A 12,209-nucleotide genomic window follows, 5' to 3' on the forward strand; every position below is an offset into this window, starting at 1 on the left:
ATTATTTTTTTAAGTCGCTATTGTCTAGGAATATTACCAAAAACTCAAGAGATAATTTATAAGGATATGTAGATGTCAGAATTAGAAATTTTAGAAAATGTTTTAGAAAATGCCGTTAAATCAAACGCTTGGCCTTTTTTAGAAGCAAAAAAAATATTAGATCAACTGGGTAGCAAAACTCCAGCTAAAGGTTATGTATTATTTGAAACTGGTTATGGACCGTCAGGGATACCACATATAGGTACATTTGCAGAAGTTGCTAGATCTATAATGGTGCAAGAAGCATTTAAACAACTATCCAATATCCCAACTAAGATTATCTGTTTTTCTGATGATATGGATGGTTTGCGTAAAGTCCCAAATAATATCCCAAATCCTGATATGGTAGCATCACATATTGGCAAACCTTTAACATCTATTCCCGATCCTTTTGGTGAATGTGAAAGTTATGGACATTATATGAACGCTAAGCTTCGCTCATTTTTAGATAGGTTTGGCTTTAAATATGAATTTTTTAGTAGTACAGAATGTTATAAATCCGGTTTATTTGATCAGATGATGCTTAAAGTCATAGACAAATATGATGAAATAATGGCTCTAATGTTACCAACTTTTCGAGAAGAACGACAGGCAACTTATTCACCTTTTATGCCAATTTGTCCAAAAACCGGTATTGTACTACAAGTACCTATTGCAAAGATCGATCGCTTAGCCGCTACTATTACCTATAAAGACGATGAAGGAAAGTTTGTGGAAGTTCCTGTGACAAAGGGACATTGTAAGCTACAATGGAAACCTGATTTTGGTATGCGCTGGACCGGTTTGCAAGTTAACTATGAAATGTATGGCAAGGAGCATATGCCTAATGCTGGGTTATATTCTGGGATTTGTCGAATCTTAGAGGGAATCCCACCAGTACAATTTTTTTATGAATTATTTCTTAATGAAAGCGGAGAGAAAATCTCTAAATCTACAGGCAATGGCATTACTGTTGATCAATGGCTGCAATATGCACCGGTGGAAAGTATGTCGTTATTTATGTACCAAAATCCAACAAGAGCCAAACGTTTACATTTTGATGTGATACCTAAAAATGTTGATGAATATATTACCTTCAATAAAAAATATCATTTAGAACTAGATCAAGTAAAGCGTTTTGCGAATCCAGTACATCATATTCATCACGGGAATGTGCCTAATATCGAAACTTTTGGCATTAGTTTTAGCTTATTGCTAAACCTTGCATCGGTTTGCAATCCTGAAGATAAATCGGTACTTTGGGGATTTATCAGTAAGTACGCCCCGAGTGCAACGAAACAAAATGCCCCATACCTTGATCATTTGACAGATTTTGCCACTCGTTATTATAATGACTTTATTAAAGCTAATAAGTGCTATTTAGTTCCTAATGATCAGCAAAAAATTATCTTACAAGAAATTATTGCTATGTTAAATGTTTTGCCGGGAGATATTACTTCCGAGCAAATCCAAGAAAAAATTTATGATATTGGTAATAAGCATGGTTATAATAATTTAAGAGATTATTTTAAAGAATTATATCAAATATTACTTGGGCAAACTGAAGGACCAAGGCTGGGGTCTTTTATTAAACTTTTTGGTATTAAGGACACTATAAATTTGATTCAACAGAAACTAATTTAATCTTAAGTATTGATGTAAGACTCGATAATCAAGTTTTTTAGAATTATTAAAAGATACGTCTATTAGCGAGGAGTCTCGAAAAAGCGGCGACGCGGCAATCTTTTGAAGTAATGCTTGTCCCTACTTCATAACAAGATTGCCGCGTTGGCGATTCCATCGCCTCCTCGCAATGACGGTTGGAAGCCATATTAATAGTGGTTATACAAAAAATGTAGATACCGTCTTGAGTGTCAACAATTTTTTAGGAATTTTATAAAAATTTATTATTAAATAATATTTTCATTAAAAACTGTCTCATTTTTCAATACACCATAAATAATATGTAACAACTTACGCATAGCAGCTACAACTGTAACCATTTTAGATTTTCCTGCACTACTTAAACGTTGGCTAAAATCTTTTATAATTGGATTAAATCTCATAGAAACTACAGCAGGCATATAAAAAGCTTTCCGTAAATCTGCATCTCCTGTCTTAGATATTCTACTAACTCCACGTACGGAAGAACCAAATTGTCTTGGTTTAGGGTTAAGACCAACAAAAGCAACAATTTGTTTTGCAGAATCAAAAGCTTCTATGTTACCTAAAAAAGCTAGTACTATAGCTATTGTTTTGTCTCCTACTCCAGGAATTGATTCAAGAAGCTTACTTTTATCACTTAAGTCTTTATGTTGTTCAATATGTCTACTAATTGCTTGCTCTACTTCTTTGATCTGTTTATCTAAAAAATCAATATGAACTTGGATATTTGCTTTAACAAGATCACTGACACTTTCCAACCTATTAGTTTCTTGATTCTTATGAGCAATTAGAGCATCTAAACGATTTACCCATTGTTGTAATTCTCTGATATAAACCGCTGTTGGTTGCCAAAAATCAGGTTGCATAACTTTACAAAATTGGGCAATTAACTGACAATCTGCTTTGTCAGTTTTAACTCTAGATAACGTACTGGTTGCAAAACCTTTGATTCGTGCTGGATTAACTATACTCACCTTGAAGTTATTATCATAAAGATATTGTGCTAATTTTTCTCCATAACAACCTGTGGCTTCCATACAAGCATGCACGGTATCAATTTTATTGGTTAATAACCATTGTTTTAATGTACCAAATCCTTGTAAATTATTGTCAAATTTTTCAGTTTTTGTTTTATTATTATGAAGTAATGCTACATCAAATGTTGCTTTAGAGATATCTATACCTAAAATTGTACTATTCATTAGTTACCTTTTATATTAATAGTTAATAGAATACTCAAGGATCAACCTTGTGAATACAGGCTCTATTGAATACAAAGTTTCATGGCCTAAGAATACCGTCCGATCTCTTATGAGTATTTAGAAAGCTAGTTACTTATCTACAATGCAGGATCTTTGTCCTAAGGGTACTATCTGTATACTAGCTTTCTTACTTAAGTTTTCTTAAGTATCTTATAGTTATTCACTAAAGACAATATTTAAGATACAAGGGTACTATGTAGGTGAGGCTGGAGAATAATTCTCATCATGCTTAGTTAATAACTCACGACTCATCTTCTAGACGAAAAAGTGCTTAAAACACCTAAAGAATCAGGTTTGCAGTGGTTTTGGCATGAAGTTTGTAGTCATGTAAATGATATTTTTTATTTGACAATGCTAGAATTTAGAGATATAATCTCTTTCATGTATATTACAACTGTTCCAAATAGAAATTCTCGTCCTGCAATATTGCTTCGTACCTCTTATCGCGAAGACGGAAAAGTATTAAATAAAACCATAGCTAATCTAACTAATTGGGATGAGTTACGTATTGAAGCTTTTAAGAAGATGCTTAAAGGTGAATTTGATGGTTTAGATGGAGTGCCTGAAGTTGGCGAAAGTTTTGGGACTATTTTTCTACTAAAAAGAATTGCTGATGAAATTGGTATTACTAAGGCTCTTGGTACTAGAAGCAAAGAAGCTTTATTGAGTCTATTTTTGGTTTTAGCACGCTTTGCTCACCAAGGGTCTAGACTTTCCAGCGTGAAATGGGCGAAATCGCATGCGATATCTGATGTATTATCTGTCGATTCATTTGATGAAAACCATTTATATCAGGCTCTAGAATGGTTAGAAGAGAACCAAGAAAAGATCGAATTAAAATTATTTAAAACTTATCAAAAGAAAAATAATAAGCCGCCTGTTATGCTTTTATATGACGTCACTTCCAGCTATTTCGAAGGAACAGAGAATGAACTTGCGGAATATGGGTACAATCGGGATAAAAAGAAGGGTAAAAAGCAAATAGTGATTGGTCTATTAACTGATGAGTAAAGAATTGGTTGATAAAGCTTACCATAATTTACATGAAGTAGAATCGAATTTTAGCAGTATGAAGACAGGATTACTCGAAGTAAGACCGATCTTTTTAAGGAAAAGCAACAGAACGAAGGGACATGTATTTGTTTGTATGTTGGCATTAAAAATATGGCACTATATGAAAAATAAGTTGAAACAGGGTTGTGGAGTAACTAAGGATGGTAAATATAATGTGACCATTGAGGAAGCATTAAGAGAGCTGGATAAAGTATGTTTTTTATATTACACAATCAAGGGTTGCAAAGTTGCAAGATTACCAAAATTAAGCGAGTTTCAACAAAATTTACTCAGTACAGGACAAAGAGATTAACAAGGTGATAATCGAAGTAAAGTATGGTGTTATGGGCTTAATAAATTTTGTTATAACTTCCATCATTTCTTCAATATTCAAAAATATTCTCTGCAAGTAATCTAAGCCATACCTGAATAAGGAGATAGACTTTCTACCGTGTTTTTTAAGCTTTATGGGTCTGATAGAATTTTGCCATTGACCCACAACATAAGCAAAAGTAAATGCTATAGCAAGTAAACCAAGCAATTTACTAATTCTATCTAAATGTATTATATGGGTGTTTTCAAAGTTAAATCCTCGTGTTTTAAGGCAAGCAAAAAGATTTTCTATTTCCCATCTTTTTTTATATATTATTTAGTGCTATATTAGGGTTATCATTGGTAGCTATGATTACTAATTCTCCTTGATCATTACGCAATGCCGCTACAGATACTTTAGGTTCTTTATAATTCTTACCCAAATATCTTTTTCCTTTAAACAACATATATTCACCATTCTGTAACCTCTTAATTAAATGATTAGCAGTAACTAATTCATCTTCTGCTCTACCAATGGTAAGATTGGCTTTGATTCTAATATAAAATGGTATCATTTTATCAGCTAAAAACTTTAGCCATAAATCACCAATAAACTCCCGTTCCCCAAGCAATGCTGACATCTTCTCTATGCCAAATACAGTAATAAACCTTTCCATTAATTGCTGACGTTCAACGTTATTAGAAGTTCCTGCTTTTGGCAACATATCCCACATAATTAGTATAGCAATGCCTTTATGGCAAATAGATAATACTAAAATATTGATGTCAAGCTTACCAAATTTCCAATTTGTCCGATCAAGCACTAATAACCATTGTTCAGCATCAATTCCAGCCAACCTAACCAGTAACTTGGCTAAGGATGTGTATGATAATTCACATTTGGCAAAAAATCTCTGTAATTTCTTATAGCGTGATTCTTGCTTGTCTCCTTTTATCGTTAAGGCAAGTTGTGTAAGATTTACATCTCTCACTTGCAGTAATCCTAATATTATTTGTTCTATTAATTTTATACTTGCAAAACTATTAAAAAAGTAGTCTCCTATTAATTGTGATAACGCTGTAATCATTCTCTTGCCTCTTAAGTCTTTAACAACCTAAGTAATAGAGCTTTGTCTACGCATTATCTACTATTTTTTATTCTCTCCTTAATCTCTTTGTCCTGTACTGAGATAAAATACAGATAAAAAATATTTAATTTTTTTAAAAAGATAATTGCTGTTAACTGAGACTCTAGAAAGCCACAACAAAAAACAGGGGGTATAATTTTAAAAATATTCATCTTTTAAAATTTAGAGATTAAATAGAAAATAGAGTAAGAAATTGACTATGAAGAATTTTAACCTACCCCAAACCTATAAAGCAGTCATGTATAATTTGTTTGGTAATCCGTCTGAGGTATTAAAAATTGTTAGATTAGAAATACCAACACTTCAGGATAATGAAATATTAGTTCAAATGCATGCATGTGCTATTAATCCTTCGGACTTACTAACTATTAGAGGAAGATATCCTGACAGAGTAGAGTTCCCTAAAATAGCTGGTTTTGAAGGAGTTGGAACTGTTTGTGTTGCTAGTAATGCTAATAATAATCACCTAATTAGTAAAAGGGTACTGGCGTTAAAAGGAAAAGGTACTTGGCAAGAATATAACATTATTCCAGCTCAAGAAGCTATTTTAATACCTGATGAAATTGATAATCGAACAGCAGCACAATTATATATTAACCCTCTTACTTGCTGGTTAATGTTAGTTGATAAATTAAAAATTGATAAAAGTAACACTCTTGTAATAAATGCTGGAAATTCAATTTGTGGACATATTATTGCTGGTTTTTCTAAAAGCTTGGGTTTTGATTTGATTTCAATTGTAAGGAGTGTTGAGAATAAAGTTAAACTGGAACAACTTGGTTTGAAGAAAGTGATTAACTCAAACGAAGAAGATATCACTAAGGCTATTTTAAAATTTACAAATAACAAAGGGGTTGATTATGCTTTAGATGCAATTGGTGGTGATGCAGGAGCAACACTGTTAAAAGCAGTTAATCCTGGTGGTAAATTTTTGCAATATGGTTTAATGTCTGGGCAACAACTTCCAGCCTCTTTCTTTACTGACGCAATGGAGAAAAATGTACAATTTGAATTTTATCATTTACGAGATTGGGTGTATAGTGAACCAGTAAGCTATAGACAGCAAATATTTAAACAAATGATAGAGAGTTTTATTATGGCAGATATAAAAATGCCTATAGATACTGAGTACAATATAGATCAAATTGCAGAAGCTGTTACTATGGCAGAATCCGAGGGAAGAAATGGTAAAATCCTACTTAATTTTGAGCTTAATACAAGTAGCGATACCGCAGAAAAATGCATGTACTATTGTTGGTGAGAACTATGAAGTATATGATTCTTAAGGGAGTTTGGGCTTGTGTAATTCATAGACCTTGTTACAAAATAGTAAATAATATTGATGCAATTAAAAAGGCATCTATTGCACCAAAAAAGATCATGTTTTGCTTGCAACAATATTACGGTACTCAAATGAAATCTTAAATGTTATAGAAAAGATTTCTTGTATATAGGTGAATTTGCAAAATTCTTTTTGCAATATCTATGCCGATTGTAGTAATCTACATTATAGATAGCTGCATTACAAATATATGAAAACTGTTTTACCTGAACGATCCCTGATAATTCAAGAAAGACTTGATAATATCGTCAAAGAAATTCTCGCTGTATCAAAGCATAAGATTGCGATGATTATTTTATTTGGCTCTTATGCTAGAGGAGATTGGGTACAAGATGAGTATAAAAAAGGTCACATTACCTATAGCTATCAAAGTGATCTCGTAAAGAAATTTAATTTTCTATCCCATACACCGCATACTAAGCCTGTTTTATGGCACAATTTTGATCCTATCCATCTTGAAGATAAGTAGCTATAACTATAAATACCCGTATTACCTCAACTAAAAATCTTTGTTATAACAGTCATTGGTAAAAACAATTTATTAGGAGTATCTATAAACTGAATGAATCCATAATTTTTGTAAAAACTTGCTGCTTTGGAATCTTTAGCATCAGCTATAGCGGCAAAAGCCGCTATTTCTGATTTGAATACTTTATAAAGACTATCCATTAATAAATATTCACCTATTTTTTTACCTTGATAATTTCTATCTATAGCAAATCTTCCAATAAGTACTGCTGGAAGATATGGATAATGTGGTAGCTTTTTTATATAATTTTTGTCTAACTTAGTGATATCAATGTAACTTGAAGATAATGTATAATAACCAATTACTTTTTTATCGTTATCATCATTAGACACACATACAAATACTGAAGCTAAATGTCTTTTGATATCTTGGATAGCATAATTAGTTAAATACTTGTTTAAATACTCTACCCCACAATCAAAGTTGAGTAGAGTGTATGATCTATCAAAAGAGGTAACATAAAACTGATTTTTCATGTGCTAGCTGGTAATAGATAATTTAAACCTTCCTGCTGCAGTTTTTAGCTTATCATTGGGTTCAATATTGTTGATAATTTCTTGGGCAAATAACGTCATATCTTTTAAAGTTAGATTAATCAGAACATGCTCTTTGATGATAGATTCCGCTTCTTTTTTGCTACTAGAGACAATGAAATTAGTTAAATTTGTCCCTTGAATTTCTGCTGCCTTAATAAATAATTGTTTTAGCTCAGGGGCAATTCTTGCTTCTAATCTTACATATTCTTGTTTAACAGTTTTAGAATTATTTTTTGCCATATAGCCCTATCAATATGATAATTAGATGGTACGGCAAAACGCCGTATTAGTCAAGAGTTATTTTTTAATTTGTCAATAACATTAAAAAATAATTACAGGGTAAAAGTAAGGATTTAAATCTAGTGAATACGGTGGTAAGAAAATAATGGTACAATCAACTGATTCTATCAACTCCTTTGTCTTTTAGGACTTGTGGAAACTAGCATTATCCATAACTACAACCTATCCTGCCTTCAACTATTTAATTAAAAACACATAATTATAACCAAAGTCAATAAAAAACTTTCATTGACTTTAGTCTAGTATCTTCTAAAATTACTAATAGAATAATTGCAAAGTTATTCTAATATGGGACTTTGTTATCCACTCTTTTTTCTTTTGATGAGGTAAATATATGAAATTTATTAAAGTTATCAAAAAACTATAAGTAGAAAAAATGTTGAGAAAATAAATTTGGGGAATAACAACATAGGAGATGAAGGAGCTAAATATATAGCACAAGTCTTACAACACAATAACACTGTCACTACAATATATTTAGATGATGACAACATAGGAGATGAATTACTAAAAGGTATAAATAAACTGTTAAAGAAAAACAAATTACAAGCCACAGAAGCATTAAAGATCGACCAAACAATAGACTCTAGTTTTCATGATCATCTAGACAGTATAAAATGTTTGTTAAAAAGCAAGGATGTTAGCTCAACAACTAAGCTAGAAATGATACAAGAAATTCACCAGTTATATAATGAAGAATCATTGCCTTTACTTGGTATTAGTGAGTTGTAGTTGTGTAGGTTGGATTTTGGGGTTCAAGACACAAATCCACAACTATCGAAAGTTCGAAGGTATAGCGGGTTTTAGAGGATTTGCATAAGTAAAAAAGTAGATATAATCAAGTATTAGTTAAAAGATACACCGACTATAGTAAAATACATTGAATTAGGTGACAAAAACATAGAAATAGCTTCGAATAATTTACTAGTTTCTTATATCTTGGAATCCAAAGCACAAATCCCCGCCGATAAACTAGGATGATAGTGTAACTTGGTAATATGTAAATTGTAACGAACTATTGACCCGCCAAACCAAACTAAAAAATTAAATGAATTATAGTTTTTTGATCAGATTTTAACCATTATTAAAATATTTTTTCGTCTAAAGACACTAATAATCGTTTAGCTGCCATAAGATCACTACAATTTATTTGTTATGACTCAATTGTATCATATCTGATACAGAATATCAATAAGGGGATCGATGTAAACAGTGGTATTCGGTTAAGTTTTTAACTTATCTATTATTTTAAAGCAAACCCATATAAATAAAAAAGCCCATATTTAGACTTGGAGAGTAATAATCAAAAGTACTCCAAAAATACGCAAGAATACTAAAATGCGTTGTGCGAGGCTTAAAATAGCTAAATAGGGGTATCTATGACAAAGCACTTGATAAAGTTACTCCTGATACGAGTTAAAACAATTATTTTTACAATAACCTAAAATTATTAATGCTAAAAAAATGTTACACTTGGCTCTAATACTGGGGTTACTTGGATAATTTAATGCAAACTCAACTTGACTTATCCAGTATTTGATCTATCTCTGAATGCATAATACTTATTAATTTAAACTCTAATTTATTATTACTATTATCAAAGGGAAAAATATGACAAACTCAGCACAAAAAGCCATAATTTTAGTTCGTGTTTCAACAAAAGAACAAGAAGAAGGACACTCTATCGAAGCACAAAAACACAGATTGTTGGAATATTGCCAACGCAAAAACCTAGAAATTATCCAAATCTTTGAAATTATCGAATCTTCCAGCAGAGGTGATCGCAAACAATTTAAAGAGATGATCAAATTTGCTAAAAGCCATAGAGAAACAATTGCTATAGTTGCTGATAAAGTAGATCGAGTACAAAGAAGAATCTCAGAAATTTCATTATTGGAAGAACCAATAAAAGCTGGTAAAATAGAATTACACTTTAGAACAGAAGGTTATGTAATAAACAAAGATTCTCAATCCCATGCAAGGCTAATGTGGGGGATGAACGTATTAATGGCACAATCTTACGTTGATAGTTTAAGTGATAACGTTAAAAGGAGTCTAGATCATAAATTACGTAAAGGACAATGGATAGGTCCAGCACCCCTTGGGTATCTAAATAGCAGAGACGCAAGTGGCAATAGTATAATAATTCTTGATCAGTCTAGAGCTTTTATTATCACAAAACTATTTGAAGAATATGCGAGCGGGATCTATACTCTTAGGTCTATGGTAAACATGGCTAAAGAATTAGGCTTAAGAAGTAAAAAGAATTGTCACCTAAATAAAACTGTTATACATCGTTTAATACAACAACCATTTTATTACGGTGAAATGAGAGTAAAAGGAGAGATGTGGTCACATGGTTATCAACCTATTATAACAAGAGAGATTTTTATGGCATGTAAAGATGTACGTTTAGGCTGGAAGAAGAAGCCATTCAAATATGGTGGGAAAGATTTTCTCTTTAGAGGATTAATCACCTGTGCTGTAACTGGCAAAATGGTAACATCTGAAATTCATAGTAAAACATATCCAAACGGTAAAGTGGATGAATGGATATATTTAGCTACTTGGGATCCACAGAACTTAGACAAGAAAATATATATAAGGGAAGATGAGGTTTTAAAGCAAATAGAAGAGGTTTTTAAAAGAATAGGTATAAGAAGACCCGGAAATGCTAAAAGAGACCCTTGCATACCTAAGAAACACTAATGAGCTAAAAAAAACTGAGCATGACCAAGCAACCTCTATGTTAAAGAAAGAACATACCGAAAATGAGAATAGATTAAATTCATTAATAGATTTGCGACTCAATGGAGAACTTAGCACAGAAGAATTTCAAAGAAAAAAACAACAATTAAAAGATCGTCAATATGAAATTGATCGTTTACTAAAAACTTATGATGAAGCAGACGATAAATTTACTGATACCGCTACAACGCTAATAACTCTAGCATCTCCTGACTTCCGCAGATTTTTTGATATTAGTTGTTATAAGTGGCATTAGTAAGGAGGTGAAGTGGTACTCTCGTTCTGTTGTGCCTAGTAGATATTTTATTATTGACTTTAACTGCGATGTTGTTTATTATTTAATTAATTGAATATAGCCCCATATTTTATAGCCCTAATATGTACATACGTCGTAAAAAAAGTCCTAATAGTCCAAGGCAATCTATTCAAATAGTGGAAGGTTATCGTGATAGTAAAGGTAACGTCAAACAGCGTATAGTACGTCATTTAGGAGTCTTCGTAGATGAAGTAGAAGAAGCTAAATTAGTTGCCCTAGCACAAGATTTGATTGCCAAGATTAAAGCTGAGAGAGAAGCTGCAACTGGGCAGGGGAATTTGTTTACTGATGATACTAACAAGGTTAAAAGAGGTCGTCCAACTAACAAGCAGTTAAAAGATATTCTACCTGTTAATGAAGTAAAACTAAATGAGGTTGTAGAAGTCAAGCGAGTTGTTGAAGGAGTGCATCAAATAGGAGGGCATGTTTATGATCAAATGCATTTTAACCAGTTACTAGCAAGGAAACGTGACGCTGGGATGCTAAAGGATTTAGTGTTAGCCCGCATGGTAAGGCCAGATAGTAAAAAAGGGATAGTTGAGTATTTAAGCGATCAATTTGACCAGCATCATGATCTAGATGCTACTTATTGGATGATGGACAAATTACATGAGCAAATACCTAAAATTAAAGAATTATGCTTTAAAAACACCCTAACCCTGATTCCTAATAAAGAGATTAGCCTAGTATTTTTTGATGTTACTACACTATACTTTGAATCAGTAGAAATAGATGAGCTAAGAGCCTTTGGCTATAGTAAAGATCATCGCTTTAATACTACCCAACTAGTTCTTGCCCTAGCAACTAATGAGGATGGATTACCACTTGGCTATGAGCTGTTTAGTGGTAATACCGCAGAAGTTAGCACCTTAATTAAATCAATTAACAGCTGGCAAGCGTATCTTAAAGTTAAAGATGTCTGTTTTATTGCTGATCGTGCAATGTTTAGTAACTTATCTTCGAGAGGGAGAAGTGTTTGA

Annotated in this window: 16 protein-coding genes and 2 pseudogenes; 10 read left to right on the forward strand and 8 right to left on the reverse strand. The window is 32.2% G+C overall.

From position 1 onward, the window contains the following. Nucleotides 1-72: 72 nt before the first annotated feature. Entirely contained in the window at nt 73-1,662 is a 1,590-nt protein-coding gene (locus ACFEL1_RS00880; protein ID WP_375331153.1) for a lysine--tRNA ligase, read from the forward strand. Nucleotides 1,663-1,928: 266 nt separating this feature from the next. Here ACFEL1_RS00880 and ACFEL1_RS00885 read toward each other — a convergent pair whose 3' ends face one another. Beyond that, the gene (locus ACFEL1_RS00885; RefSeq protein WP_375331154.1) at nt 1,929-2,885 is read right to left on the reverse strand and encodes an IS110 family transposase; all 957 of its coding nucleotides are present in this window, start codon (nt 2,883-2,885) and stop codon (nt 1,929-1,931) included. 327 nt (nt 2,886-3,212) lie between these two features. Between ACFEL1_RS00885 and ACFEL1_RS00890 the strand changes: the two genes are divergently transcribed. Next, the gene (locus ACFEL1_RS00890; protein WP_375331155.1) at nt 3,213-3,956 is read left to right on the forward strand and encodes a hypothetical protein; all 744 of its coding nucleotides are present in this window, start codon (nt 3,213-3,215) and stop codon (nt 3,954-3,956) included. After that, the gene (locus ACFEL1_RS00895; RefSeq protein WP_341761694.1) at nt 3,949-4,311 is read left to right on the forward strand and encodes a hypothetical protein; all 363 of its coding nucleotides are present in this window, start codon (nt 3,949-3,951) and stop codon (nt 4,309-4,311) included. The genes ACFEL1_RS00890 and ACFEL1_RS00895 overlap by 8 nt, the downstream gene beginning before the upstream one ends. Here ACFEL1_RS00895 and ACFEL1_RS00900 read toward each other — a convergent pair. From ACFEL1_RS00900 to ACFEL1_RS00915, 4 genes and pseudogenes are all read right to left on the reverse strand, one after another. Beyond that, complete coding sequence (locus ACFEL1_RS00900) at nt 4,285-4,539, reverse strand: hypothetical protein (RefSeq protein ID WP_375331156.1); 255 nt, start codon at nt 4,537-4,539, stop codon at nt 4,285-4,287. The two genes, ACFEL1_RS00895 and ACFEL1_RS00900, sit on opposite strands and share 27 nt — an antisense overlap. Nucleotides 4,540-4,572: 33 nt before the next feature. Next, nucleotides 4,573-4,647, reverse strand: a pseudogene (locus ACFEL1_RS00905) (hypothetical protein); the annotation flags it as partial. After that, nucleotides 4,637-5,398, reverse strand: coding sequence for a hypothetical protein (locus tag ACFEL1_RS00910; protein ID WP_375331157.1), 762 nt, complete (start codon nt 5,396-5,398; stop codon nt 4,637-4,639). The pseudogene ACFEL1_RS00905 and the gene ACFEL1_RS00910, both read right to left, overlap by 11 nt. Nucleotides 5,399-5,451: 53 nt before the next feature. Beyond that, entirely contained in the window at nt 5,452-5,610 is a 159-nt protein-coding gene (locus tag ACFEL1_RS00915; protein ID WP_375331158.1) for a hypothetical protein, read from the reverse strand. A gap of 47 nt (nt 5,611-5,657) precedes the next feature. Between ACFEL1_RS00915 and ACFEL1_RS00920 the strand changes: the two genes are divergently transcribed. The 3 genes from ACFEL1_RS00920 (at nt 5,658) to ACFEL1_RS00930 (ending at nt 7,269) form a co-directional block, all read left to right on the forward strand. Next, nucleotides 5,658-6,719, forward strand: a complete 1,062-nt coding sequence (locus ACFEL1_RS00920; RefSeq protein WP_375331159.1) for a zinc-dependent alcohol dehydrogenase family protein — start codon at nt 5,658-5,660, stop codon at nt 6,717-6,719. A gap of 5 nt (nt 6,720-6,724) precedes the next feature. Then, on the forward strand, nt 6,725-6,883 hold the full coding sequence (locus ACFEL1_RS00925) for a hypothetical protein (protein WP_375331160.1): 159 nt from the start codon (nt 6,725-6,727) through the stop codon (nt 6,881-6,883). 107 nt (nt 6,884-6,990) lie between these two features. Next, nucleotides 6,991-7,269: a hypothetical protein gene (locus tag ACFEL1_RS00930; protein WP_375331161.1), complete on the forward strand. Its 279-nt coding sequence runs from the start codon at nt 6,991-6,993 to the stop codon at nt 7,267-7,269. A gap of 26 nt (nt 7,270-7,295) precedes the next feature. Here ACFEL1_RS00930 and ACFEL1_RS00935 read toward each other — a convergent pair whose 3' ends face one another. The 3 genes and pseudogenes from ACFEL1_RS00935 to ACFEL1_RS00945 all read right to left on the reverse strand — a co-directional run. Continuing rightward, nucleotides 7,296-7,805, reverse strand: coding sequence for a GNAT family N-acetyltransferase (locus ACFEL1_RS00935; protein ID WP_375331162.1), 510 nt, complete (start codon nt 7,803-7,805; stop codon nt 7,296-7,298). Between the two features lie 3 nt (nt 7,806-7,808). Continuing rightward, nucleotides 7,809-8,105, reverse strand: a complete 297-nt coding sequence (locus ACFEL1_RS00940; RefSeq protein WP_375331163.1) for a DUF1778 domain-containing protein — start codon at nt 8,103-8,105, stop codon at nt 7,809-7,811. 81 nt (nt 8,106-8,186) lie between these two features. Further along, a pseudogene (locus ACFEL1_RS00945) lies at nt 8,187-8,327 on the reverse strand (transposase); the annotation flags it as partial. Nucleotides 8,328-8,528: 201 nt separating this feature from the next. Between ACFEL1_RS00945 and ACFEL1_RS00950 the strand changes: the two are divergent. The 4 genes from ACFEL1_RS00950 (at nt 8,529) to ACFEL1_RS00965 (ending at nt 12,209) form a co-directional block, all read left to right on the forward strand. Next, nucleotides 8,529-8,897 (forward strand): hypothetical protein, encoded by a 369-nt coding sequence (locus ACFEL1_RS00950; protein WP_410521692.1) that lies wholly within the window; start codon nt 8,529-8,531, stop codon nt 8,895-8,897. Between the two features lie 879 nt (nt 8,898-9,776). Then, nucleotides 9,777-10,874 carry a recombinase family protein gene (locus tag ACFEL1_RS00955; protein ID WP_375331164.1) on the forward strand — a complete coding sequence of 366 codons (1,098 nt, stop codon included), beginning with the start codon at nt 9,777-9,779 and terminating at the stop codon, nt 10,872-10,874. Further along, entirely contained in the window at nt 10,837-11,169 is a 333-nt protein-coding gene (locus ACFEL1_RS00960; RefSeq protein WP_375331165.1) for a hypothetical protein, read from the forward strand. Before ACFEL1_RS00955 ends, ACFEL1_RS00960 begins: the two co-directional genes overlap by 38 nt. Nucleotides 11,170-11,291: 122 nt before the next feature. Next, nucleotides 11,292-12,209, forward strand: coding sequence for an IS1634 family transposase (locus tag ACFEL1_RS00965; protein ID WP_375331166.1), 918 nt, complete (start codon nt 11,292-11,294; stop codon nt 12,207-12,209).

This window comes from Candidatus Tisiphia endosymbiont of Oplodontha viridula (genome assembly GCF_964264865.1).
Classification (GTDB): Bacteria; Pseudomonadota; Alphaproteobacteria; order Rickettsiales; family Rickettsiaceae; genus Tisiphia.